Origin of the sequence: Caulobacter segnis (genome assembly GCF_031454995.1) — a bacterium.
GTDB classification, from domain to species: domain Bacteria; phylum Pseudomonadota; class Alphaproteobacteria; order Caulobacterales; family Caulobacteraceae; genus Caulobacter; species Caulobacter segnis_E.
This window is the reverse complement of sequence record NZ_JAVDRV010000001.1, coordinates 953,223-976,307: the sequence shown is the minus strand read 5'-3', so window position 1 is coordinate 976,307 and position 23,085 is coordinate 953,223. Positions and strand designations below refer to the sequence as shown.

At 68.5% G+C, this 23,085-nt stretch carries 22 protein-coding genes; 11 read left to right on the top strand and 11 right to left on the bottom strand.

The features are described 5' to 3' along the window. Window positions 1–554 precede the first annotated feature (554 nt). Window positions 555–1,415, bottom strand: a complete 861-nt coding sequence (locus J2728_RS04520) for a crotonase/enoyl-CoA hydratase family protein (RefSeq protein WP_309996913.1) — start codon at window positions 1,413–1,415, stop codon at window positions 555–557. A gap of 83 nt (window positions 1,416–1,498) precedes the next feature. Between J2728_RS04520 and J2728_RS04515 the strand changes: the two genes are divergently transcribed. After that, complete coding sequence (locus tag J2728_RS04515) at window positions 1,499–2,290, top strand: glycine zipper 2TM domain-containing protein (RefSeq protein ID WP_309996911.1); 792 nt, start codon at window positions 1,499–1,501, stop codon at window positions 2,288–2,290. On the opposite strand, the gene J2728_RS04510 is transcribed toward J2728_RS04515, so the two are convergent. Beyond that, complete coding sequence (locus J2728_RS04510) at window positions 2,287–2,721, bottom strand: DUF488 domain-containing protein (protein ID WP_309996908.1); 435 nt, start codon at window positions 2,719–2,721, stop codon at window positions 2,287–2,289. The genes J2728_RS04515 and J2728_RS04510 overlap by 4 nt on opposite strands. Window positions 2,722–2,793: 72 nt before the next feature. Between J2728_RS04510 and J2728_RS04505 the strand changes: the two genes are divergently transcribed. Beyond that, entirely contained in the window at window positions 2,794–3,684 is an 891-nt protein-coding gene (locus J2728_RS04505; protein ID WP_309996906.1) for an alpha/beta fold hydrolase, read from the top strand. 4 nt (window positions 3,685–3,688) lie between these two features. On the opposite strand, the gene J2728_RS04500 is transcribed toward J2728_RS04505, so the two are convergent. From J2728_RS04500 to J2728_RS04475, 6 genes are all read right to left on the bottom strand, one after another. Continuing rightward, entirely contained in the window at window positions 3,689–4,636 is a 948-nt protein-coding gene (locus tag J2728_RS04500) for a thioesterase family protein (protein ID WP_309996904.1), read from the bottom strand. Between the two features lie 87 nt (window positions 4,637–4,723). Beyond that, window positions 4,724–4,924: a hypothetical protein gene (locus tag J2728_RS04495; RefSeq protein WP_309996902.1), complete on the bottom strand. Its 201-nt coding sequence runs from the start codon at window positions 4,922–4,924 to the stop codon at window positions 4,724–4,726. A gap of 54 nt (window positions 4,925–4,978) precedes the next feature. Beyond that, on the bottom strand, window positions 4,979–5,464 hold the full coding sequence (locus tag J2728_RS04490) for a Fur family transcriptional regulator (RefSeq protein ID WP_309996899.1): 486 nt from the start codon (window positions 5,462–5,464) through the stop codon (window positions 4,979–4,981). A gap of 54 nt (window positions 5,465–5,518) precedes the next feature. Beyond that, window positions 5,519–6,298 (bottom strand): acid phosphatase, encoded by a 780-nt coding sequence (locus tag J2728_RS04485; RefSeq protein ID WP_309996897.1) that lies wholly within the window; start codon window positions 6,296–6,298, stop codon window positions 5,519–5,521. Window positions 6,299–6,373: 75 nt separating this feature from the next. After that, window positions 6,374–7,423, bottom strand: a complete 1,050-nt coding sequence (locus J2728_RS04480; protein WP_404979701.1) for a 1,9-bis(guanidino)-5-aza-nonane synthase — start codon at window positions 7,421–7,423, stop codon at window positions 6,374–6,376. A 164-nt stretch (window positions 7,424–7,587) separates the two neighbouring features. Further along, the gene (locus tag J2728_RS04475) at window positions 7,588–8,859 is read right to left on the bottom strand and encodes a type III PLP-dependent enzyme (RefSeq protein WP_309996893.1); all 1,272 of its coding nucleotides are present in this window, start codon (window positions 8,857–8,859) and stop codon (window positions 7,588–7,590) included. Window positions 8,860–9,211: 352 nt separating this feature from the next. Here J2728_RS04475 and phnC point away from each other — a divergent pair, with 352 nt between their 5' ends. The 8 genes from phnC to J2728_RS04435 all read left to right on the top strand — a co-directional run bounded on the left by phnC (window position 9,212) and on the right by J2728_RS04435 (window position 18,337). Beyond that, window positions 9,212–10,021: a phosphonate ABC transporter ATP-binding protein gene (gene phnC / locus J2728_RS04470; RefSeq protein ID WP_309996890.1), complete on the top strand. Its 810-nt coding sequence runs from the start codon at window positions 9,212–9,214 to the stop codon at window positions 10,019–10,021. Further along, window positions 10,018–11,058, top strand: coding sequence for a phosphate/phosphite/phosphonate ABC transporter substrate-binding protein (gene phnD / locus J2728_RS04465; protein ID WP_309996888.1), 1,041 nt, complete (start codon window positions 10,018–10,020; stop codon window positions 11,056–11,058). Before phnC ends, phnD begins: the two co-directional genes overlap by 4 nt. An 8-nt stretch (window positions 11,059–11,066) precedes the next feature. Further along, complete coding sequence (gene phnE / locus J2728_RS04460) at window positions 11,067–11,885, top strand: phosphonate ABC transporter, permease protein PhnE (RefSeq protein WP_309996886.1); 819 nt, start codon at window positions 11,067–11,069, stop codon at window positions 11,883–11,885. A gap of 263 nt (window positions 11,886–12,148) precedes the next feature. Next, entirely contained in the window at window positions 12,149–13,399 is a 1,251-nt protein-coding gene (locus J2728_RS04455) for an OprO/OprP family phosphate-selective porin (protein ID WP_309996883.1), read from the top strand. 66 nt (window positions 13,400–13,465) lie between these two features. Then, complete coding sequence (locus tag J2728_RS04450; RefSeq protein WP_309996880.1) at window positions 13,466–14,509, top strand: substrate-binding domain-containing protein; 1,044 nt, start codon at window positions 13,466–13,468, stop codon at window positions 14,507–14,509. A 144-nt stretch (window positions 14,510–14,653) separates the two neighbouring features. Further along, window positions 14,654–15,967, top strand: a complete 1,314-nt coding sequence (locus J2728_RS04445; RefSeq protein ID WP_309996878.1) for a hemolysin family protein — start codon at window positions 14,654–14,656, stop codon at window positions 15,965–15,967. Window positions 15,968–16,050: 83 nt separating this feature from the next. Then, a complete protein-coding gene (locus tag J2728_RS04440; protein ID WP_309996875.1) occupies window positions 16,051–16,350 on the top strand; it encodes a putative quinol monooxygenase in 300 nt (99 codons plus the stop codon). A 196-nt stretch (window positions 16,351–16,546) separates the two neighbouring features. Next, entirely contained in the window at window positions 16,547–18,337 is a 1,791-nt protein-coding gene (locus tag J2728_RS04435) for a feruloyl-CoA synthase (RefSeq protein ID WP_309996873.1), read from the top strand. On the opposite strand, the gene J2728_RS04430 is transcribed toward J2728_RS04435, so the two are convergent. Next, the gene (locus J2728_RS04430; RefSeq protein WP_309996870.1) at window positions 18,324–18,974 is read right to left on the bottom strand and encodes a lysoplasmalogenase family protein; all 651 of its coding nucleotides are present in this window, start codon (window positions 18,972–18,974) and stop codon (window positions 18,324–18,326) included. The genes J2728_RS04435 and J2728_RS04430 overlap by 14 nt on opposite strands. 140 nt (window positions 18,975–19,114) lie before the next feature. On the opposite strand from J2728_RS04430, the gene J2728_RS04425 reads away from it, so the two are divergent. Beyond that, window positions 19,115–20,656 (top strand): acetolactate synthase large subunit, encoded by a 1,542-nt coding sequence (locus J2728_RS04425; RefSeq protein WP_309996868.1) that lies wholly within the window; start codon window positions 19,115–19,117, stop codon window positions 20,654–20,656. Between the two features lie 21 nt (window positions 20,657–20,677). Here the strand turns inward: J2728_RS04425 and J2728_RS04420 are convergent, their stop codons facing one another. Together J2728_RS04420 and J2728_RS04415 are read right to left on the bottom strand one after the other, a co-directional pair. Then, on the bottom strand, window positions 20,678–21,475 hold the full coding sequence (locus J2728_RS04420; protein ID WP_309996864.1) for an SGNH/GDSL hydrolase family protein: 798 nt from the start codon (window positions 21,473–21,475) through the stop codon (window positions 20,678–20,680). A gap of 85 nt (window positions 21,476–21,560) precedes the next feature. Beyond that, a complete protein-coding gene (locus tag J2728_RS04415; RefSeq protein WP_309996862.1) occupies window positions 21,561–23,024 on the bottom strand; it encodes a hypothetical protein in 1,464 nt (487 codons plus the stop codon). Window positions 23,025–23,085 lie beyond the last annotated feature (61 nt).

The following is a 23,085-nucleotide window of genomic DNA, read 5'->3' as shown; positions in this document are numbered from 1 at the left end:
ACTGAGAAGGGTGGAAGTCGGACCAGATCCCCCCCCAGCGGGGGAGGAGGCCGAAGGCCGGAGGGGGAAGAAGCCGGCTCGGCAGGACTTCCCCCTCCGGCCTTCGGCCTCCTCCCCCTCTGGGGGGAGGATTTTCCAACCGTCCGCTAAGGGTCGACAGCCGACCTCTTGAGGTCGGTGCGAACCTTACATCTCTTGGAGGCTGTAGCGTGCAGGGCTGATCAGGTCAGTCAAGGACGACGCTCCGCGTCGCCGCGCGGCGGCCGCCCGAAGGGCGGTCCTTGAGTGACCTGATCAGCCCTGCGATCGTCTCGCCGTGAGATGTAAGGAGGGCTCCTTCTCCGGGGAGAAGGAACGCCAACATATCTCCCGCCAAGGGGGATAGGCCTTGCTGTCGCCGATGGTCGGGAGCGGTAATCAGGCTGACGGCTGAATCTGGCGGTCGCGCACGGCTCGGTCCCAGCCCACTCCGGCCAGCTCCGAAGCCCCTCACCCTCCCACCGCTTCGCGGCGGGCCCCGCCCTCTCCCTCTGGGAGAGGGTTTCACATCACCCTCACATCGTCTTCTTCAGCGGCAGCAGGTCCGGATAGATTGGCTCGCGCTTCTGGGCCTTGGCGGTGAAGGCCTCGGCCATGTGGGGGCCGGAGAACATGCCCGTCTGCCAGGTGGCGATGTAGTCGAGGGCGTCGGCGATCGAGTGGTCGCGGGCGTAGTTGATCATCACCTTGCTGCCGGCGACGGCCAGGGGCGACTTGCCGGCGATCTCGCGGGCGGTGGAGAGCGCGTGGTCGACCAGCGCCTCGTGGGTGTCGAACACCTCGTTGACCAGGCCGATCTCGCGCGCCCGCGCGGCCGGCAGGCGGCGGCCGGCATAGGCCAGCTCGCGCACCCAGCCCTCGGGGATCAGCTTGCATAGGCGGGGGAAGGTGCCGACGTCGGCGGTCATGCCGATGTTGATCTCTTGAATCTGGAAGAAGGCGTCGGCGCTGGCGTAGCGGATATCGCAGGCGCTGACGAAGTCGACGGCCCCGCCGATGCAGCCGCCCTGGATGGCGACGATCACGGGCATGCGGGCCTTGTCCAGGCAGCTGAAGGTCTCCTGCAGGTGGTGGACGAAGCGGCGGAAGCTCTCGGCCGCCACCCAGCGGTCGGCGTCCTGGCGGACGGTGACGCCCTCGTCGTCGGTGAACACCGACAGGTCCATGCCGGCGCTGAAGTGCTTGCCGGTCGAGGAGATGACGATGCAGCGGGCGCGAGCGTTGTCGTCGATGTCGCGAACGATGGCCGGCAGCTCGTTCCAGAACGGCCGGGTCATGGTGTTCATGGCCTCGGGGCGCTTGAGCTGGATATGCGCGACGCCGTCTTCGATCTCGACCTTGAAACAGCTATATTCGACCTGATCGTGGCTGCCCATGCCGACCTCCCTTTTTTGCTGGCCGAGACTATCGGCCGGCCGGCGGGCCGCGACAACGATGACCTGACGGAAGAGGCGAAGACATGAAAGCGCGCAAGATCCCCCTGGCCCTGGCGACCGCCGTGCTGACGGCGTCGAGCTTGGCGGCGGCCCCGGCCCCGGCGCTCGCCCAGTCCAGGCCGCTGGGCGGCCTCTTTTCCTGCGACGGCTCGGGCAAGAAGCAGGAGGGCGGCGCCCTGATCGGCGCGGCGGCCGGCGCCCTCCTGGGCCGCAACCTGGCCAAGAACGAAAAGACCTTGGGCACGCTGCTGGGCGCGGCGGCGGGCGCCGCGGCGGGCTCGTACATCGGCTGCCGCATGCAGTCGACCGACGCGGCCCTCGCCGAGCAGGCGACCAAGAAGGCCCTGGAAACAGGCGTCGCCCAGACCTGGTACAACAAGCGCACCGGCCATTCGGGCCGGGTCAGCGTGCTGTCGTCCAGCTATGGGCCGCCGGTGGACAGCCGCGGCCTGCGCTTCGCCTCGGGCGTCCAAACCCTGCCCAGCTACGAAGCGGCCGGCGGGGCCTATGCCGCCGCCGGTTCGACCAACCTGCGCGCGGGCCCGTCGACCCGGACCGCGACGATCGGCAAGCTGGCGGCGGGCGAAAGCTTCGACGCGCTGGGCCTGGTTCCGGCCGGCGGTTGGGTGCTGGTGGGGCGCGGCGGCGAGGCCGTCGGCTACGCGGCCGCCTCCCTGGTGCGGCCCGCTGGGCAGACCGTGGCCAGCTGCCGCGTCATCGACGCCTCGATGTCCGGCGGCGGTCAGGGCACCTCCAGCCAGCGCTACAGCGCTTGCCGCGACGCGGGGGGCGAGTGGCGGCTGACCCAGGCCTAGAGGTTCACGACCTCGCATTTCAGCGTCGCGCGGATGTGGTTGGCGACGATCTGGCGGTGGCAGCAGTTGGGATCGTCCTCGTAGCAGAGGAGGGCGATCCGCTTGTCCTTGGCCAGGTCGGTGGCCTGGGCGAGGGCCAGCTGGGCCTCGGGCGCCTCGAGGTGCGCATCGAAGATCCGCCGCATCTCGTCGGTCCGCCCGGCCCGCGCGGCGTCACGGCCGGCCTTGGGCGTGCCGAGCGCGCGCAGATGCAGGTAGTCGACGCCCTCCGCCTTCAGGCTGTTTCCCAGCAGGGTCTTGGAGAAGCCGGCCTTGCGCGAGCTGGCCACGGCCCGGACGTCGACGACCAGCTCCACGTCGGCCGCCTTGAGCCGCTGGATCAGCCCGCCTTGGGTGTCGGTTTCGTAGCCGATCGTCGCCAATCTGTTCATCTCTCGCCTCTCCATGGACGCGCGCCGATCGCGAGCCTACCTTAGTCCTCCGTCGATCACAGGAGCCCGCCGATGGACGCGGCCGTCTTTCGCGAACCGCGCAAGCGCGCCACGCCCGTAGCCGGCGGCGAGATCGCGGGCCTGGAGTTTGGCCCGACCGACCGGCCGATCGACATCGTCTTCGTCCACGCCAACGGCTTCAACGCCCAGACCTACCGAACGCTGCTGTCGCCGTTGGCGGCCGGACTGCGCATCCTGGCGATCGACCAGCGCGGCCATGGCGAGACGACCCTCCCGGCCAATCCTGAGGGGCGACGCTCGTGGCGCGACCTGCGCGACGACCTGATCGCCCTGCTGGACGCGCTGGACGGCCCGCCGGTGGTGCTGGCCGGCCATTCGATGGGCGGCACCGTCAGCCTGCTGACCGCCGCCGAGCGGCCCGACCGGGTCAAGGGCCTCGTCCTGATGGATCCCGTCATCATGCCCTGGCTGGGCATGCTGTACGCCAAGGCGCCGTGGACCTCGGGCCGGATGTGGCGGCGCATGCCCTTGGTCCAGGCGGCCCTGCGCCGCCGCGCGGTGTTCGACGACCGCGAGGCCGCGTTCGACGCCTACAAGGGACGGGGCGCCTTCAAGACCTGGCCGGAGACCATGTTGGCCGACTACGTGGCCGGCGGTTTCGCCGAGCGGGCCGACGGCAAGGTCGAGCTGGCCTGCGCCCCGGCCTGGGAGGCCTCGAACTACGCCGCCCAGGCGCACGATCCTTGGCGCGCGATTCGGCGGGCCGCGGCGCCGGTGCTTATCCTGAAGGCCGAGAAGCATTCGACCTGCCACGCGGGTCCAGGCTTCGCGCGACGGGGCCGCGACACGCGGATCGAGACCGTGCCGGGGACCAGCCACTTCCTGCCGATGGAGCGCCCGGACCTGGCGCGCGACGCGCTGTTCGAGATGGCGACGGGGTAGGGCGCTAAAGCGCCAGCCCCGCGACCTCGTGCCGGGCCAAGGCCGCGCGGGCCGCGTCGCTGACCGGCACGACCTTGCGGGCGTCGAGGTCGAAGGTGATGGCCACGGCCTCGGAAGTCCCCCAAGGCTCGCCGGTGGCGGGATCGAGCATCCAATGGACCACCCGCATGGTGCGCGCGTCGGTCCCGACGAGGCCGGAGCGGATGTCGATCCGGTCGCCGATCCTGGGCCAGGACAGATAGGCGATCCGGTATTCCAGGACGGCCCCGCCCATCCGGGTCGGCCTGTGCTCCGCGTGCTCGACGACGAGGTCGCGGAAGGGATGGATGAAGGCGCCGATACCATCCGAGACCCGGCCGATGAACTGCTCGGCGCGCATACGTCCGTATACGTCGCAATCGGTGGGCAACAGGCCGCCCAGACCGATGCGCGAGAGCTTCAGGGCGTCGGCGCGGGCCAGGCTGGCGGTGGGCGTGAACGGCGAAAGATCGAGGCTCCGCGCCCGCGCCTTCTCAGGGACCTCGACCTTCAGGGCCTCGGCGCGTTCGCGGGCGATCCGGGGCCAGGGGAAGGGCTGGCCCTCGCGCGGCGTGGCGTGGACGACGGTGGTCTGGAAGGTGGCGGCCAGTTCGCCGGAGGCCGGATGGATCAAGAGTTGCAGCAGCCGCGCCTCGGTCTCGCCCATCTCGATCACCCCGCCCAGCATGGCCAGGGGAGCGCCGGCGTGGGCCTCGCGCAGGAAGCGGATGTGGTGCTCCTTGACCAGCAAGGTGGCGTTGGCGTGCGGCGAGAAGGCCTGGGGCAAGCCGAGTTCCGCAGCCAGGCCGATCAGGCCCTCCTGAGCGCGAACAACGTAGTGGCGCACGTTCATGTGCCCCATCTCGTCGCAGTCCCACGTATTCACGCCGCCGCGCCAAATCTCGACGCCAGGAAGCGGCTCTGCGGTCGTCATGGCGGGTCTCAAGCAGCGGTGAACAGCCGTTCGAGTCTAGCGGCTGGGACGAGCTTGGCTAGAGCCTGTCTGGTGGTCCAGGACCGTTCAGGCCTTCAGCTTGCCCGGCGTGGTCGGCTTCTTGAAGGTGTCGCCGAACGCCGCGCCGTCCGGACCATCAGGCCCCGCGCTCGTCCGCGACTTCTCGCCGGTCTTCTTGACGCTGCCCTTGCCGCCTAGCGCGGTGAAGTCGCCCAGCGGTTCGGCCTCGTTGGCCTCGCGGCCGTCGGTGTTGGGTTGCTCGGACATGGTCGTTCTCCAAGGGGACCCAAGGAGAACAGGGGGCGGGCGCGGTTGTTCCGCTCAGCCCTTGCAGTCGGCGCAGAGGCCGTGGGCCTCGATGGTCACGCCGGTCAGGGCGTAGCCGGCCGCGGCCCCGGCGGCGATGATCTCGGCGCTGGCCTTGGGCTCGATCTCGCGGGTCGCGCCGCAGCAGTCGCAGATCAGGAAGGCGGCGGCGTGGCCGTCGGCCTCCTTGCGGCAGGCGACATAGGCGTTGAGGCTCTCGATCCGGTGCGCGAAGCCCTGCTTCTCCAGGAAGTCGAGGGCGCGATAGACGGTCGGCGGCTTGGCCGGCGGGCCTTCGCCGCCAAAGGTCGAGATCAGGTCATACGCCTTCACGGGCTGGCCGGCCTGTAGGAGCAGTTCCAGCACGCGACGGCGGGGCGCCGTCAGCCGCTGGTCGGCGGCAGAACAGCGGGCTTCGGCCGCTTCGAGCTCGGCCGTCAGGGCCGCCCCGGCGACGCCGTGGTTGTGGTGGTCGTGATCGCAGGAAGCGCCGTGGGCCATGCCCAAGAGGTAGAGGGCCGGGCGCGCCCGCGCAACCTTGGCCTCGCACGGCGTCTAGAATAGAGGCGCGCCGACTAGGTTCGCCTCGGTCGTGCAGCGGGCCGGGTCGAGGGGGCCGGCCTTGGCGCGGACCTCGTCGGACTCGGCCCGGACGGCCGCCAGGTCGGCCTTGAATGAGTCCGAGCTCCAGAGCGCGGCGAACAGCGTCTCGGCGTTGCGCTTGCCGGCCTCGACGCTGCTGGCGTTGTGGACGCCGCAGATCACCCGGCTTTCGCCATAGGCGCGGGCGCGGGCCAGGATGGGGTTGGCGCGGTCGGGGGCGACCTCCGACAGCAGCAGGCCGACCGTCCAGCCCCAGGTGGCGTGGCCGGACGGATAGTCCGGCGAGAAGCGGAAGCCAAAGCCCGGCTTGATGCAGATGGGGGCGTTCTCGGAAAGATAGGGCCTGGGCCGCATGTACTTGAGCTTCGGCCCCGCCACGGCCGAGCGGACGTCGCGGCTCATGCGCAGCATCATCGCCGCCAGCTTGGGGTTGGTCTCGCGGGTCGGCGTGTAGCCCAGGGCGCAGGCGTAGGAGTCGAGGATCTTCTCCTCGGCGTTGTCCGCCTGGGCCAGGGACCAACGGGGCGAGTCCTTCAGGGCTCGGGTGGTCAGGAAGATCTGGCGATCCTTCTCCGCCTGGGGCGAGCCCTTGGCCGGCGGCGGCGGGACGTGGTCGCGGGCGTCGAACGCGCTCTTGGGCAGGTAGCGCGGATAGGTCCCCGCGTCGCCGCTCAGCGTGGCGCAGCCCGTCAGAGCCAGGAGGGCGAGGCCGGCTAGCCAAGATGCGCGCATGAAAAAGGTCCCCGGAATCGCTTCCGGGGACCCTGCATTTTCAGACCCATTCAATCAAGAAGGGGGTGATCAAGCCTACTTGCCGAACAGCTTGTTCCAGCGCGGCTTTTCACGGCCTTCCCAGGCCTTGCGCCAGTAGGCGTCGCTGGCGATCAGCGGCACCACCGTGGTGGCTTCGGCGAACACCATCTGCTCGTAGGTGGTCGAGACCTTTCCCCACGAGGCGGCTTCCTTCAGCGTCGACGACGAGCAGGCGCCGTCGCGCACGTCGGCCACCGTGATCTGGATGGCGTACTTGTGCATGTCGGCCTCGACGCCGAGGATCTCGGCGCAGACGACGGTGTCCTGGGCGAAGTTCTTGGGAACGCCGCCGCCGACCATGAACAGGCCCGTGGTGCCGGCCGCGATCTTGACGTCCGTCAGTTCACGGAAGTCGGCGACCGCGTCGATCATCAGGTAGGGCTGCTTGGCGGCGATCTTTTCCTTCTGGTGCTTGACCAGACCGAAACCGGCCGAGCTGTCGACGAAGGCCGGGCAGAAGATCGGCACGCCTTCCTCGTAGGCGGTCTGGATCAGCGAGCCCTGCTTCTTGGCGTTGCCTTCCGACAGCCACTTGCCCATCTCCCAGATGAACTCGCGCGAGGAATAGGCGCGCGGCTCCAGGCGGTTGCAGATCTCCAGGATCGTGTGATCGCAGTTCTGGAGCTCTTCCTCGTCGATATAGGTGTCGTAGATGCGGTCGATGTAGTTGTCGCGCAGGACGTTGTCGTCGACCGGGCCGGCGGCTTGGTAGTGCTTGAAGCCGAGGGCTTCGAAGAAGTCCATGTCGACGATGCTGGCGCCGGTGGCGACCACGGCGTCGATCATGCCGTTCTTCACCATGTCGCGGTAGACGTGCATGCAGCCGCCGGCCGAGGTCGAGCCCGCCAGGATCAGCCAGGTCGAGCAGCCCTTGTCGGCCAGGGCCATGTTGAAGATGTCGGCCGCGCGGGCGGTGTCGCGCGAGCTGAACGACATCTTGCGCATCGAGTCGATGATCGGACGCGCGTCGAAGGACGTGATGTCGACGTGCTCGACGACCGTCTGGAGGAGTTCGGCCTTGGTGTTCGGAACGGGAGCGTTCATCGCTTCGGTTTCCCTGACTTTGGACGCCCGTCGTTGGAACAAGCTCTTCCCCGGGACGGAGCGACCGGAGGGAGCGGAAAATACGAACCGCGCTCGACGTCTCATAACGTCGAGCGCGGCGCGCGGTTTAACTCAAAAACTGTCTACTAACGAACCGCGTCGATTTAGCGACGGCGCTTTCGCTTGCCGGCCGCGCCCTTGGGACGCGAGAAGCGGACGATCTTGCGCTCTTCGTTCTCCTGGCGGACCGCCGGGATCGAGCGCTTGGCCAGGCCGTACATCGAGGCCATCGGGGCGTCCTGCACCTCGACGGTGTCGGTCTCGCCGAAGCCGTTGAAGCGGGTGTTCATGGCCACGCCATAGGCGCCGAGCATGCCGATCTCGATGTAGTCGCCCTCGTCGACGCTTTCCGGCAGGTAGAAGGGGCCGGGCATGTGGTCGACGCTGTCGCAGGTCGGGCCGTAGAAGCGGAAGGGCTTGAGGCCCTCTTCGACCGGCTCGCCGGCATTTGGGCCGTTCTTGCGGTACAGCTTCACCGGGAAGGGCCACTTCATGTGCGCGGCGTCGAACAGCGAGCCGTACGACCCGTCGTTCAGATACAGCGCGTCGCCCTTCTTCAGCTCGACCTTGACCAGCAGAGACGAGGCCTCGGCCACCAGGGCGCGGCCCGGCTCGCACCAGAGCTCGGTGGTCTCGTGGACCATCATCTCGGCGAAGCCGCGGTCGATGGCCGCCAGGTATTCGGAGAGATCCGGCGGGACCATGCCCGGATAGATCGACGGGAAGCCGCCGCCGACGTCGACGACATCGGCCAGCACGCCGGCGCGCACCAGGGCGCGGCTGGCCTGGGCCATCGCCGCCTGGAACGCCGTCGGGCGCATGCACTGGCTGCCGACGTGGAACGACACGCCCATCAGGTCCTGGGTGGCGCGACGGGCGGCCAGCATCAGGGCGGGGGCGTTGTGCATCTCGACGCCGAACTTGCCCGACAGGCTGTAGGCCGCGCCCTCAGCCTGCACGCCCATGCGGACGATCAGGTTGAGGTCCTTGGCCTGGCCGGTGGAGTCCAGGATCTTGGCCAGCTCTTCGTGGGTGTCGAACGAGAAGGTCTTCACGCCGTGGTCGAAATAGGCGGCGGCGATCGCCGCCCGGCTCTTGACCGGGTGCATGAAGGCCATGCGCGAGCCCGGGGCCTCGGCGGCCACGAGTTCGATCTCGTTCAGCGACGCGACGTCGAAGGACCGCACGCCGGCTTGCGCCAGCTCGCGGATCACCCACGGCGAAGGATTGGCCTTCACCGCGTAGAAGACGTCGCCTTTAAATTCGGACTGGAACCAGCGCGCAGCTACGGAAACCGCGTCAGGCCGCACGAGTGCGACGGGACGTTCCGGTGACCGCTCACGGACCAGGTCCAGGGGCGAATGGTACGTGCGCAATTCACGTAACCCCCTGTTGGAAGTTAAACCCAGGCCGGCGTTAGCAGCGTTTAGAGGACTTCGGGTCCGCCGGAGCCGTGCGAAATAGGGGCATTGATCCGGGATGTAAAGACCCTTTCGCGGCTCAGTTTCGTGACGAATTGATCCATTCCGGCGCGTGGGTTGAAACCACGGGCGGTTTCGACCCCCCAACGCGGGTCGCGCTCGAAAAATAGAGCCTCGGATCGCGTAAGATCCGCGTCGCCCAAACGCGATTGGGGGATCGGCTTGTCACAAATTCATTGCGAACCTGCCCCAAACCGGTGATCGCATTCCCCAAGCCGTGAAACCACGTTAAGGATTCGCCCCGACCATGACGTCGGACCCAGTTCTCTCGATCCGCGCCGCCTCCAAGACCTTCGGGTCTCGTCGCGCGCTGGACGCCGTCTCCCTCGACGTGGCTCGGGGCGAGATGATCGCGCTCATCGGCCCGTCGGGCTCGGGCAAATCCACCCTGTTGCGGTCGATCGACGGCCTGCAGACCATCGACGCTCCCGACGAGAATGGGGGCGAGGGCGTCATCATGGCCTTCGGCGGGGCGGTCCAGGCCAAGGGCAAGGTTTCGAACGAGGTGCGCAAGGCGCGCGTCCGCATCGGCTTCATCGCCCAGCAGTTCAATCTCGTGGGGCGGCTGTCGCTGTTCAGCAACGTCGCCCTGGGTTCGCTGGGGCGCATTCCCGTCCTCCGCGGCCTGTTCGGCGCCTGGCCCAAGGAGACGCGGGAGGCCGCCATGGCCGCCCTGGCCCGCGTCGGCGTCGCCGACTACGCCGCCCAGCGCGCCAACACCCTGTCGGGCGGCCAGCAGCAGCGCGGCGCCATCGCCCGGGCCCTCGTGCAGAAGGCCAAGATCATCCTGGCCGACGAGCCTGTCGCCTCGCTGGATCCGGTCTCGGCGCGCAAGGTCATGGAGATTCTCCGTGACCTGAATCAAACCGACGGCTTGACCGTCGTCGTAACCCTGCACCAGGTGGACTACGCCCTTCGCTACTGCGACCGGGTCGTGGCCCTGAAGGCCGGCCACAAGGTCTATGACGGCCCGGCGACCGGCCTGAACCGCGAAAAACTCATCGACATCTACGGCCCGGAATTCGAGGACGTGTTCTGGGAAGGAGCCCCGCAATGATCGACCGTCGTTCGGCCCTCGTGATCGCCGCCAAATTTTCGGCCTTGGGCTTGTCGGCCCTGGCTCTCGCCTCGTGCGGCAAGGCCCCGCAGACGCCCGCCGCCAAGGACACGATCACCTTCTCGATCCTGTCGACCGAGTCGGCCCAGAACATGGAGAGCTACTGGAAGCCCATCCTGGCCGACATGGAAAAGCAGACCGGCCTCAAGGTGAAGCCGTTCTTCTCGTCCAACTACTCGTCGCTGATCGTGGCCATGGGCGCCAAGCAGACCGACGTGGGCTGGTTCTCCAATCAGTCGGGCCTGGAGGCCGTGCGTCGCTCGAACGGCGAGGTCTTCGCCCGCACCTTCGATCCGTCGGGCACCGACGGCTATCGCTCGGTCATCATCGTGCCGGCCGACAGCAAGATCCAGTCCGTCCAGGACCTCTTGAAGTGCGACAAGTCGCTGAACTTCGGCATCGGCGACAAGAAGTCGACCTCGGGCACCCTGGCGCCGATGACCTACGTGTTCATCCCGGCCAACAAGAAGCCGGAGGACTGCTTCAAGACCGTGATCAGCGCCAATCACCAGGCCAACCTGTTCGCGGTGGCCAACGGCAAGCTGGACGCGGGGACCAACAACTCGACTGCCATCGGCCTTTCGAAGGCGCGCGGCGAGGGCGTCACCGACAAGGTCCGGATCATCTGGCAGTCGCCGACCCTGCCCGAGGACCCGATCGTGTGGCGCAAGGACCTCGATCCCGCCATCAAGGAAAAGCTGCGCCAGTTTTTCCTGACCTACGCGCAAGGCGACACGCCCCAGGCCGAGCAGCAGCGCGGCTATCTGAAGAAGCTCAGCATCGGCGGCTTCAAGCCCGCCGACGACTCGCACCTGCTGGTCGTGCGCGAGATGGAGGCCACCGAGCAGCTGGGCCTGGCCCGCGAGGCCGGCGACCCGGCCAAGATCGCCGCCGCTCAGAAGACGCTGGACCAGATCAAGTCCGAACGGGTCGCCGCCGAGGGCAAGGCCGGCCTGGCCTCGACGCCCGCGAACTGAGGCAAAGCATGAGCGACGCGACCATACCGGCGCCGCCCAAGCGCTCGGCCTCGGCCCTGGCCTTCGACACCCTGCTCTGGGGCGGGGTGATCCTGCTGCTGGTCGTCAGCTTCAAGCCGGCCGAGATCGACAAGTTCCCGCAGCTGTTCACCGACACGGAGCGGACGGGGAACTTCGCCAAGCTGTTCTTCAAGCCGTTCACGGATCCCGCGCTGTTCCTGTCTATGGATTGGCCCCTGTTCATCGGCAAGATGTGGCAGACCATCCAGATGGCGCTGTGGGGCACGGCGCTGGCGATCATCGTGGCCATTCCGCTGGGCCTCTTGGGCGCGCGCAACATCGCCCCGGTCTGGATCCAGCAGCCTGTGCGCCGGGTGCTGGATTTGATCCGCTCGATCCCCGACCTCGTCGTGGCGCTGATCTTCATCACCGCCGTGGGCCTGGGACCATTCGCCGGCGTGATGTCGATCATGTTCAACACCGGCGGCGTGCTGGCCAAGCTGTTCGCCGAGGCGGTCGAGTCGATCGACAAGGCTCCGGTCGAGGGCGTGCGCGCCACCGGCGCGGTCAAGCTGCAGGAGATCGTCTGGGGCGTCATCCCGCAGGTCGCGCCGCTGTGGACCAGCTACGCCCTCTACCGCTTCGAGTCGTCCAGCCGCGCGGCCACCGTGCTGGGCATCATCGGGGCGGGCGGCATCGGCCAGATCCTGTTCGACTCGATCAACGCCTTCCAGTTCGACCAGACCGGCTGCATCGTCCTGGTCATCGTGGTGGCGGTGTCGATGATCGACCTCCTGTCGCAGATCATCCGCACGCGGCTTCTCTAGTCGCCTTTGACACGCTTTCCAGCGCCTCCCTCGCCGCCGGCGGGGGAGGCGTTTTCACGCGGCGCGCCAGCTGTCGGTGGACGGACGTTTCCCGCCGCGCCTTGTTGCCGTAACGCCACAGCTTAAGACCTTGAAAACACTTGTCGCTCCGCTGTCACAAATCGGTGGCGGAAGCGTCACGCAGCCCCGTTAAGCCCGGCGTCAACCTGATCCACCTCGAGACGGGTGAGAGGACAGGGGCGCCTTTCAAGGGGAATTCTCAAATGAGCATCAAGACCTCGCTGGTCGCCGGTTCGGCGCTGGCCGTCGCGCTCGCGATCGGCATGGGCGCCACCGCCCAGGCCCAGGACATGAGCTACAAGTGGAGCGGCGCTCCGCAGTTCAGCAACGACGACACCGCGTTCAAGGTCCGTGGTCGGATCCTGTTCGACTACGTCAACCAGGACATCAAGCGCGATGGCCCGGGCGGCGACTTCAAGACCAGCAACGCCCGCGGCCGTCAGGCCTTCCTCGGCGTCGAAGGCAAGCTGAACAGCCACTTCGCCTACAAGCTCGAAGGCGGCGCGGTGAACGGCGGCTCCTGGGGTTGGGATGACGCGGTCATCGAATACAAGCCCAGCGAGCCGGTCTCGATCCTGTTCGGCAACGTCAAGGTCGCCGGCCTCGAGAACCTGACCTCGACCCGCTTCACCACCTTCATGGACCGCGGTCCGTACGGCGACTTCGGCGTCGACAGCTACCTGCTGGGCGTGGTCGGCAAGTACAGCGGCTACAACTATTCGCTGTCGCTGGGCGTCCAGGGCGCCAGCCTCAACAGCACCGACGTCAACAACGCCAGCGCCGACTCCAAGGAGCGCCTGACGATCACGACTCGCGGCCACTACGCCCTGATCAACACCGACACCGACAAGCTGCACCTGGCGGTGTCGTACCGTTACCGCAACCGCGGCGACGAGAGCGCCTTCGCCTACACCGGCCGCACCAACACCGCCTACAGCAACGCCACGTTCTACACGACCGGCGGCATCGGCAACCGTGACAAGACCGTCGCCGTCGAAGGCGCCTGGGTCCACGGCCCGCTGTCGGTCCAGGCCGAATATTCGAGCATCGACGTGACCCGCGCGGGCACGGCGGGCGACGATCCGAAGATCAAGGTTGGCTACGCCTTCGTCAGCTTCTGGCCGACCGGCGAGACCCGCAACTACGACGCGGCCGCCGGCGAGTTCAAGCGTCCGAAGATCCTGAACCCGGTCACGGCCGGCGGCTTCGGCGGCGTTGAACTGGCGGTCCGCTACGACCTGGCCGACACCACCGACGCCTACAAGACCCTGAAGGTGAAGCCGGCCACGTCGCAGGCCGGCGAGTACACCGGCTGGACCCTGGGCATGAACTACTACCCGACCTCGTATGTCCGCTTCCAGGCGAACTACACCGACGGCAAGGTCGACAACTACGGCCCGAACACGGACTTCGACGTGAAGCAGTTCCAGCTGCGCGCTCAGCTCGACTTCTAAACCGTCGCCCATCTTACGGGCGGGCCGCGTGGTCCGCCCGATACCCCTCTCCTCTAGGAGTTCGTCATGAAGAAGCTTCTGTCCTGCGCGGCCGCCGCCGTGGCCCTGTCGGGCCTCGCCGCCGCCCCCGCCCACGCCGCCCGCGACTACGTCTGGGCCGCCGGTTCGTCGACCGTGTTCCCGTTCGCCACCCGCACCGCCGAGAACTTCGCCAAGAAGTCCGGTAAGAAGGCTCCGAAGGTTGAAAGCCTCGGCACCGGCGGCGGCATCAAGCTGTTCTGCGGCGGCACGGGCGAAGGCTTCCCGGATATCGCCAACGCCTCGCGTCCGATGAAGAAGTCGGAGTTCGACGCCTGCGCCGCCAAGGGCGTCAAGGACATCCTGCAGATCAAGATCGGCTTCGACGGCATCGTGGTCGCCACCGACAAGGACGGCGCCGACTACAACTTCAAGCTCGAGCACCTGTACCAAGGCCTGTCCAAGCAAGTGCTGAAGGGCGGCCAGTTCGTCGCCAACCCGAACAAGACCTGGGACGACGTGGCCGGCGGCCTGCCGGGCAACCGCATCCAAGTCTACGGCCCGCCGCCGACCTCGGGCACCCGCGACGCCTTCGTCGAGCTGGCCATCGAAGCCGGCGCCCGCAAGTACCCGACCCTGGACGCCATCCGCTCGGACAACGAGAAGAAGTTCAAGGCCCTGGTCGACCCGCTGCGTAACGACGGCTGGGTCGACGCCGGCGAAAACGACAACGCCATCGTCGGCACCCTGACCAAGACCCCCGGCTCGCTGGGCGTCTTCGGCTGGTCCTACCTCGAAGAGAACATGGACAAGATCAAGGGCGCCTCGGTCAACGGCGTGCGTCCGTCGGCCCAGACGATCTCGGACGGCAGCTACCCGCTGTCGCGTTCGCTCTACATCTACGTCAAGAAGGCCAACATCGGCGTTACGCCGGGCCTCGAGGAATTCCTGAAGGAGTTCACCTCGGACGCCGCCACCGGTCGTGGTGGTTACCTGCAAGGCCGCGGCCTGATCCCGCTGCCTCCCGGCCAGCACGACGCCCAGAAGGGCATCGTGAACAACAAGACCGCGATGGGCCGTCCGGCCGCCTAATTCGGCGCCCCTTTCGGTTAGAGACGATACAGACGCCGCGGTCCTATGGGCCGCGGCGTTTTTCTTTGTATAGTGCCCTCGCCGGGCCTCCCACGCCCGCGCCGCGGTCGCCGTCCGGCGACGCGTCCCCGACCCTGAAGGGCCATGATCCTCGTCGCGCTCGCCGTCGTCTTCCTCCTCGTTCTGCTGAACGGGGTTTTCGCCATGTCCGAACTGGCCGTCGTATCGGCCCGCAAGGCCCGCCTGCAAGGCTTCGCCGAACGCGGCGACAGGGGGGCGAAACTGGCCCTCGAGATGGCCGAGCACCCAACCCGGTTCCTGTCGGCCGTGCAGGTCGGCATCACCCTGATCGGCATCTTCGCCGGCGCCTACGGCCAGGCCACCATCGCCGCGGCCCTGGACCATTGGCTGGAGCACAGCGTGCCGGCCGTGGCCAAGTACTCCGAGGCCATCGCCACCGGCGTCGTCGTCGTGGGCCTGACCTATGTGTCGGTGATCCTGGGCGAGCTGGTGCCCAAGCGCCTGGCACTGATCTTCCCGGACGCCATCGCCCGCCGCATGTCGCCGTTCCTGGCCGTGATGGCCACCGTGCTGCGCCCGTTCGTGACCCTGCTGACCGTCTCCACCGCCGGCGTCCTGCGCCTGATGGGCGTGCGCGACGAGCGCAACAACAGCGTCACCACCGAGGAGATGGAGGCCGTCCTGGCCGAAGGCGCCGACGCGGGCCTGATCGAACCCGAGGAGCGGGCGATGATCAACGAGGTCCTGCGCCTGGGCGACCGCCCCGTCCGCGTCGCCATGACCCCCCGCCGCGACCTCTTCTGGGTGTCGCTGGCCGACAGCCCGGAAACCGTGCTCAACGAGATCCGCGCCAGCGCCCACTCGCGCATCCTGGTCGCCACCGAGGATGACTTGGACGGCGACATCGGCGTGGTCCTCAAGAAGGACCTTCTGGACGCCTGCCTGTCGGACGAGCCCCTGGACCTGAAGGTCCACGTCCAGCAGCCGGTCGCCATCCCCGAGACCATGTCGCTGCTCAAGGCCCTGGCGGTCTTCAAGCAGACCAGTCTGCACATGGCCCTGGTGGTCGACGAGTTCGGCTCGCTGCAGGGCGCGATCACGCCGCTGGACCTTCTGGAGATGATCGCCGGCGACTTCCCCGAGGATCACGACGACGACGAGACCCGCATCATCCGCCGCGACGACGGCAGCTGGCTGATCGACGCGCGCCTGGACATCCAGGAACTGAACGATCACCTCGGGGAGAACTTCGAGGCCGACGGCGGCTACCACACGGTGGCCGGCCTGATCCTCGACCGCCTGGGCCGCATCCCGGACGAGGGCGAACACGTCGCCATCGGCGGCTTCGACCTGGAGATCGTCGACATGGACGGCTCGCGGATCGACAAGGTCATCCTGAAGGCTGGCAAGCGGAAAAAGGACGAGACGGCGGGGTAGGGCGACCCGCGGTCTTCCCGGGCGGAAAGCCTGGTCCTGGCGCGTCCATGATCTAACCTGGAAGGCGAGATGGAGGCCCAGCCATGATCATCGTTCTCGGCGAGGTTCTCGTCGCGCCCGAACATCGGGAGGCGGCGATCGCCGTCGGACTGGAGCACTGCGAGCGCTCGCGCGGCGAACCCGGCTGCCTGTCGCACGACTGCCTCATCGACGCGGCGAACCCCGATCGCCTGCAGTTCGTCGAATGCTGGCAGGACCTGGCCGCCCTGCAGGTCCACTTCGCGGTGCCGGCTTCGAGCCTGTTCGTGAAGGAGATGCAGGGCTTCGCCGTCGCCCCGCCGAAGATGAGCATCCTGGAGGCGGCCGAGGCGCTGGGGCGATAGGGCGACGTCCGTACCAAATCCTCCCCCTATGGGGAGGCGGTCCGAAGGACCGGCGGGGGGAGAGGCAAGGTCGGCGGGGCTTCCCCCTCCGTCGTCTCTCCGAGCCGACACCTCTCCCGCTGGGGGGAGGATTTGGAAACGCCGCCCTGACTTCCAGCAATTGAACGCCCGTATGACCCGCGACATAAATAGACGGATGACCGCCCCAAACACCGCCCCGTTCCGCGACGCCCGCTATGCCCCTCGCGCGCTGGAGGTCGAACGGCGGGGCGAGGCGCTGATCCTGCGCAACCCCAATCCCTATTCCGACGCGGCGCGGACCACGACCGAGCCGCTGGCGCGCTGGGCGGCCGAGGCGCCGGACCGGGTCTGGCTGGCCGAGCGGATCCCCGGCGCCGACGGCTGGCGGACGATCACCTACGCCGACGCCAAGGGCCAGATCGAGGCGTTGGCCGGCGGGCTCGCGGACCTGGGCCTGGATCGCGGCTCGCCGCTGCTGATCCTGGCGCGCAACGGCATAGACCACGCCTTGATCGCCTACGCCGCCATGAGCCTGGGCGCGCCCGTCGCGCCGGTTTCGCCGCAGTATGGCCTGAAGGGCGCGGACCTGACGCGGCTCCAGCACGCGGTCGAGCGGCTGCGGCCCGCCGCCGTCTACGCCGATGACGCCGAGGCGTTCGGCGAGGCCCTGGCCGCGCCGTTCCTGGCGGGTCTGCCGGTGATCGTCAGCCGCAACGCCCGCCCCGGCGACATCGCCTTCGAAACCTTGCTCAAGAGCCCGCCGCGCGCGCCGGTCGCCCAGCCGGACGACGTCGCCAAGCTGCTGCTGACCTCGGGCTCGACCGGCAAGCCCAAGGCGGTTCTGTGCACCCACGCCAACATCGCCCTGAACGCGGCCCAGATCGAGGCCTGCTACGCCGATCCCGAGCCGCCGGTGCTGGTCAATTCCGCGCCCTGGAGCCACAGCCTGGGCGCCAACGCCATCCTGCACATGGTGCTGCACCGGGGCGGGACGCTCTATATCGACGCTGGCCAGCCGGTCCCGGGCCGCTTCGACGAGACGGTGCGCAACCTGCGCGAGGTGGCCACGACCTATCACAACATGGTCCCGGCCGGCTGGGCGATGCTGGTCGGCGAGCTGGAGCGCGACGAGGCCCTGGCGGCCAGGTTTTTCGAGAAGGTGCGGGTGCTGCAGTACGGCGGGGCGTCGATGGCCCAGTCCATCCTCGACCGCGTCCAGGCCGTGGCGGTGAAGACCGTCGGTGAACGGATCACCTTCGCCGCCGGATACGGCGCGACCGAGACCGGGCCGACCGCCTGCAACATCCACTGGCTGAACGCTCGCTCTGGAATGGTCGGCCTGCCGACGCCGGGCACGGCCGTAAAGCTGGTCCCAGCCGGCGAGGGCGGCAAGTTCGAGATTCGGGTGAAGGGACCGCAGGTTTCGCCGGGCTACCTCGATCAGCCCGAGGCCACGGCCCAGGCCTTCGACGAGGACGGCTTCTACCGCCTGGGCGACGCCGCGCGCCTGGCCGAGCCGGAGGATCCCTCGGCGGGCCTCGTCTTCGACGGGCGCCTCGTGGAGAATTTCAAGCTGGCCAGCGGCGCCTTCGTGGCGGCCGGGGCGCTGCGGGTGGCGGCGGTCTCGGCGCTCGGCGGCCTGGTCTCCGACGCCGTCGTTTGCGGCGAGGGGCGCGAGGGGATCGGCCTGATGCTGTTCCTGGACGCCAAGGCCTGCGGGCGACTAGGCGACGAAGCGGCCGCGCGGGCGGCGATCGCCGAGCGGCTGGCGGCCTACAACCGGCAGGCCAAGGGCGGCACGGGCCGGATCGCCCGGGCCTTGATCCTGGACGGCGCGCCCGACGCCGCCAGCGGCGAGCTGACCGACAAGGGCTACATCAACCAGGCCCTGGCCCGCGAGCGCCGGCCGACCGAACTGGAGCGCCTGTTCGCGGAGGCGCCGGATGAGGGCGTCATGCGCTTCTAGGCTCGAGGGCGCGGGAGACGCCCACGCAGATCAGCAGCTGCCCCAGATAATACAGGCCCCAGACCGCCAGGCCGGTCGCGAAGCTCTCCGGCAGCAGGCCGCCCCGCGCGAAGATCAGCAGGTCGGAGACCAGGAACATCAGCGCGCCCAGCGCGACTCGGTCGCGCGGAAACCGGCTCAGCCAGGCCGACGCGGCCATCGCGGAGAGACCCGTCGCGTACAGCGCCACCCCTGGCGCGCCGGCCCGGTCGGCGGGCAGGTGGAAGGCGATCCCCACGACCACGGGGATGAAAACGACGGCCGCCAGCAGGGCCGGGGTCGAGGCCTTGCGTCGGTTGCGGGCGTAGAGCGCGATGGCGGTGAGATGTCCGGCCAGGAAGGCCAGCGCGCCAATCGTCAGGCCCGAGGTCACCAGCAGCACGTCGCCCAGCGCGCCCAGCGCCATCACCGCCGTCAGCAGCCAGCCGTCGGTCGAGCGGGCGTTCAGGCCCGCATGGACAGCCAGCAGGCCGACGCCCGCGCCCTTCCAGACGACGTCGGCCGGGAGCGAAAGGTTCAGGCTCCAGCTGGCGACGTAGCTGACGCCCGCGATGATCGACGCGATCAGCGTCCAACGGGCCAATGTGGCCTTCGACATGGTTGGTTCCCCCCAAGCACGGCTCGCCCTGCCGGCGATGCTCGCGGGAATCACGATGCCTCGGCGTGGCTTGGTCACGCAATGCTGTTGCGTGACTTGGCGGAAATGTCGGAAGGATGGGCGACGGTACGGAGAAGACCATGAACGGCGCGGACGCCCTGATCACCACCCTGGCCGACAACGGCGTCACCGCCTGTTTCGCCAATCCCGGCACCAGCGAGATGCAGTTCGTCTCGGCCTTGGATCGCGAGCCGCGCATGCGCTCGGTGCTGTGCCTCTTCGAAGGCGTCGCGACCGGCGCCGCCGACGGCTATGGCCGCATGGCCGGCAAGCCGGCCTGCACCTTGCTGCACCTGGGTCCCGGCTACGCCAACGGCGCGGCCAACCTGCACAACGCCCGCCGCGCCTTCACGCCGGTGGTCAACGTGATCGGCGACCACGCCACCTATCATCGCGGCTTCGACGCGCCGCTGAACAGCGACATCGCCGCCCTGGCCGCGCCCAACTCGATCTGGGTCAAGTCGGCCGAGAGCGCCGACAGCGTCGGCCCGCTGGCCGCCGAGGCCATCGTCGCCAGCCATGGGACGCCGGGTGGGAACGCCTGCCTGATCCTGCCGGCCGACGCGGCCTGGAACGAAGCGATCGTGAAGGGGCCGGTGGTGACGCCGCCCGCCTTCGCCGCGCCCGATCCGGACGCCGTCTCGGCGGTGGTCAAGGCGCTGGCCGCGGCCAAGAAGCCTATCCTGCTGTTGGGCTCGGGCGCTTGCGGAGAGGCCGCGCTGGCGGCGGCCGGACGGCTGGCGGCGCATGGGGTCCGCGTGCTGACTGACACCTTCACCGCCCGCCAGGCGCGCGGCGAGGGGCGCTTCCGTCCCGACAAGCTGCCCTATTTCGCCGAGCAGGCGCTGAAGGATCTCGACGGCGTCGATCTGATGGTTCTGGTCTCGACTCAGCCGCCGGTCGCCTTCTTCGCCTATCCGGACCGGCCTAGCGTGCTGACGCCCGAGGGCTGCGTGGTCGAGACCCTGTGCGGCCGCGAGGTCGACGCGGCGGCGGCCCTCACCGCCTTGGCCGACGCCCTCGGCGCGCCGGCGGCGGGAGCCGTCGAGGCCCATGCCCCGCCCGCCGCCCCGGCCGGACGCCTGGACGCCTGGGCGATCGGCGCCTCGGTGGCCCGCCACATGCCGACCGATACGGTGATTTCGGACGACGCGGTCACGGCCGGCCTGCCGATCTTCACCCAGACCCACGCCGCCCGGGCTCACGACTGGCTGTCGCTAACCGGCGGCGCGATCGGCCAGGGCATCCCGCTGGCGATCGGCGCGGCGGTGGCCTGTCCCGATCGCAAGGTGCTGGCCCTCACCGGCGACGGCGCGGGCATGTACACGGTCCAGGGGCTCTGGACGATCGTGCGCGAGAAGCTGGACGTGACCGTCGTGGTCTTCGCCAACCACGCCTACCGCATCCTCGGCATCGAGCTGGGCCGAACCGGCGCGGGCAACGCCGGGCCGGCCGCCGCGAAGCTGCTCGACCTTGGCGATCCGCGCATCGACTGGGTCTCGCTGGCGCGCGGCATGGGCATGAGCGCCGAGCGCGCGGACACCGCCGAGGCCTTCGACGACGCCTTCGCCCGGGCCATGGCGACGCCTGGACCCAGGCTGATCGAAGCGGCGATGGGCTAGGCCGCCCTGGCGGCGGCGCGCCTATCGCGGCAGCGTCATGTCCAGCGCCTCGGCTATGGCGGTCATGGCGGCGAGATTGGGATGATAGGGCGCGGCGCCGGGCGCCGGGTAGCCGTTCATCCACGGATCGGCGGCGCAGGCGTCATGGCCTTGGCTGAAGCTCGATGTGGTGATCACGGTCGCTTCGCTGGCATGGGCCGCCTCCCGCGTGATCGCGACCAGACGCGCGGCCTTGGCGCGGCCGGCCTCGGCGGCCGTGTCAGATAGCGGCGTGGAGGCGCAGACGCCGGTCGGCGGCAGCACGGCCGGGTACTCGACGAACACGATCTCGGCCTTGGGCGCCCGGCTTCGGATCGCGTCGGCGACCGACATCATCGTCTCGCGCAGCGCCGCGTAATCGGCCTCGGTCGGCGTGGTTTCCGCCTGGCAGCCGCTTTCGCCGCGCGTCCGGCACGACGCGCCGAGGAGGCCGCCGATATAGCCGATGTCGTTGCCGCCGATCGTCAGGGTGACCAGCCGGGTTTCAGGCGTCACGGCGTCGATCTGGGCGGGCAGTTCGCCCCAGGGCTTCAGGATCGCGGCAGTGGTGGCGGCGCTGCAGCTGACATCGACCAAGGAGAGGCCGCGCTTCTCGGCCAACTGGTGGGCGTAGTTGCGGGCCGAGCGGGCGCATCGGGCCGGCGCGCCGGCTTCGTAGGGCGCGATTCCGGGGCCGGCGGCGAACGAACTGCCCATGGCGACATAGCGCGCGCCCGGCGGCGTTTCGGCGTGGGCGGCGGCGGTGGTCAGCGCCAGGACGGCGGTCAGGATCCGGAGCATGGCGAGACCCTAGACGGGATGACGCGCAAAAAGAAAGCCCGCCGGGATCGCTCCCGGCGGGCTTCCTCGTCTGGTGGCTGGGGGATCAGCTCTTGGTCTTGTTGGTCGGCAGCTTGCAGCCGCCGCCGATGCCCTTGGCCTGCACGCAGGACAGGAACTCCTTGGCGGCCGGCTTGGCGACGCCGAGCGGATAGCCCAGCACCCAGCCCGGCAGGCCGTCCGAGCAGGCGACTTCGACGAAGCCCTCGGTGTCGGTCGCGCCGATGACGCGGGCGTCCGAAACGGTGCAGGAAGCCTTGTTGAAGCCGACCAGATCCTTGGTCAGGCGGGCGTACTGGGTGTCCTTCTTGGTGAAGGAGCAGCGATAGCCGTTCAGCTCGGCCGTGACGCAGTCAAAGACCTTGCCTTCGGTCGCGGTGAACACGGCGATGCCGCCCACGTCGCTGTTCTTGCACTTCAGCTCGACGATTTCCTTCTTCGGGTCGTTGGTCGGCAGCATGCCGTACTTCTCGACGTCGCAGGGGAAGCCGGCCTTGGCCGAGAGCTTGCTGTAGAAACCCGCTTGCTCGGTTTGCGCCGCGACCGCGTCGGTCATGGTGCAGCCGCCGCCGACGAAGCCGGCCTGGGCGCAGGGGATGGCGCGGGCGAAGGCGCCGGTGGCCGCCGTCTGCTGGTACATGTAGCCCTTGCCGTCCTGGCAGGAGACTTCGAAATAGTTGTCGCTCTTGGTGCTGAGGACGTAGCGCTTGTCCTTGACCGCGCAGTTCACGTTCGCCGCGCCGTTCAGCGTGTCGACGACGTTCAGCTGGGTCTGGCGATTGGTCAGCTTGCAGCTGACATTGCCGCCTTCCTCGTAGAGCAGGCAGCTGTTGACCGAAACTTCGCCGTTGATGTTCAGCGGCGCGACGGTCTGGACGATGTAGCCCGAGCCACCCTTGCAGGCGACTTCGAAGTACGAGTTCTTGGCGCCCGAGCCGATGGCGCGGGTGTTCTCGATGTCGCAATTGACGCCGCCCTTCTTAACGTAGGACGAGAGAGCTGCGCCCGGGTTTGCGTTGCCCGGCAGGATGCAGGCCAGACCGCCGACCTTGCCATCGGGGCCCGGCTGGCTCGACTCGAGGCAGTTATAGACCTGCGGCGCGACGGTAGGCGTGTCCTTCTTGGCGATCAGGGCGAAGCCCATGCCCTCGTTACAGGCAACTTCGTAGTAGCGAACCTTCTCTTTGAGCTTGCCTTTGAGCTTGGCCAGGCCGTCCTTGTCGCCGTTCAACTGGTCCTTCGCGGCCTTGGAAATGGCCGCTGCGGCGGCAGCGTCGGGAATGTCCACTTGGCCTTCGCCGATGAAGCGGGCGTCCGAAACCGTACAGCTCACGCCGCTAGCCTGGATGGCGGCTGGGGCTTCTTTCATGCCGGTCTCACGCGCCTTGGCGTCGATGGCGGCGGGCTTGCCCTTCTCTTCTTTCGGCGCCGAAATGACGGCGGCCGGCACGAGAATGGCGACCGCGAGGGCGGCCGACAGGCCGATCGCGAAAGGCCTCATGGGAAACATCTCCTGGGTGGATTCCTCGCGCGGACATAAGCGCGTGCTTGCATCGGGGGTCAAGATACCG

Coding starts and splice junctions, on each gene's coding strand:
- J2728_RS04520 (WP_309996913.1), bottom strand. CDS start 1,415: ATGGGCAGCCACGATCAGGTCGAATATAGCTGTTTCAAGGTCGAGATC.
- J2728_RS04515 (WP_309996911.1), top strand. CDS start 1,499: ATGAAAGCGCGCAAGATCCCCCTGGCCCTGGCGACCGCCGTGCTGACG.
- J2728_RS04510 (WP_309996908.1), bottom strand. CDS start 2,721: ATGAACAGATTGGCGACGATCGGCTACGAAACCGACACCCAAGGCGGG.
- J2728_RS04505 (WP_309996906.1), top strand. CDS start 2,794: ATGGACGCGGCCGTCTTTCGCGAACCGCGCAAGCGCGCCACGCCCGTA.
- J2728_RS04500 (WP_309996904.1), bottom strand. CDS start 4,636: ATGACGACCGCAGAGCCGCTTCCTGGCGTCGAGATTTGGCGCGGCGGC.
- J2728_RS04495 (WP_309996902.1), bottom strand. CDS start 4,924: ATGTCCGAGCAACCCAACACCGACGGCCGCGAGGCCAACGAGGCCGAA.
- J2728_RS04490 (WP_309996899.1), bottom strand. CDS start 5,464: ATGGCCCACGGCGCTTCCTGCGATCACGACCACCACAACCACGGCGTC.
- J2728_RS04485 (WP_309996897.1), bottom strand. CDS start 6,298: ATGCGCGCATCTTGGCTAGCCGGCCTCGCCCTCCTGGCTCTGACGGGC.
- J2728_RS04480 (WP_404979701.1), bottom strand. CDS start 7,423: ATGAACGCTCCCGTTCCGAACACCAAGGCCGAACTCCTCCAGACGGTC.
- phnC (WP_309996890.1), top strand. CDS start 9,212: ATGACGTCGGACCCAGTTCTCTCGATCCGCGCCGCCTCCAAGACCTTC.
- phnD (WP_309996888.1), top strand. CDS start 10,018: ATGATCGACCGTCGTTCGGCCCTCGTGATCGCCGCCAAATTTTCGGCC.
- phnE (WP_309996886.1), top strand. CDS start 11,067: ATGAGCGACGCGACCATACCGGCGCCGCCCAAGCGCTCGGCCTCGGCC.
- J2728_RS04455 (WP_309996883.1), top strand. CDS start 12,149: ATGAGCATCAAGACCTCGCTGGTCGCCGGTTCGGCGCTGGCCGTCGCG.
- J2728_RS04450 (WP_309996880.1), top strand. CDS start 13,466: ATGAAGAAGCTTCTGTCCTGCGCGGCCGCCGCCGTGGCCCTGTCGGGC.
- J2728_RS04445 (WP_309996878.1), top strand. CDS start 14,654: ATGATCCTCGTCGCGCTCGCCGTCGTCTTCCTCCTCGTTCTGCTGAAC.
- J2728_RS04440 (WP_309996875.1), top strand. CDS start 16,051: ATGATCATCGTTCTCGGCGAGGTTCTCGTCGCGCCCGAACATCGGGAG.
- J2728_RS04435 (WP_309996873.1), top strand. CDS start 16,547: ATGACCGCCCCAAACACCGCCCCGTTCCGCGACGCCCGCTATGCCCCT.
- J2728_RS04430 (WP_309996870.1), bottom strand. CDS start 18,974: ATGTCGAAGGCCACATTGGCCCGTTGGACGCTGATCGCGTCGATCATC.
- J2728_RS04425 (WP_309996868.1), top strand. CDS start 19,115: ATGAACGGCGCGGACGCCCTGATCACCACCCTGGCCGACAACGGCGTC.
- J2728_RS04420 (WP_309996864.1), bottom strand. CDS start 21,475: ATGCTCCGGATCCTGACCGCCGTCCTGGCGCTGACCACCGCCGCCGCC.
- J2728_RS04415 (WP_309996862.1), bottom strand. CDS start 23,024: ATGTTTCCCATGAGGCCTTTCGCGATCGGCCTGTCGGCCGCCCTCGCG.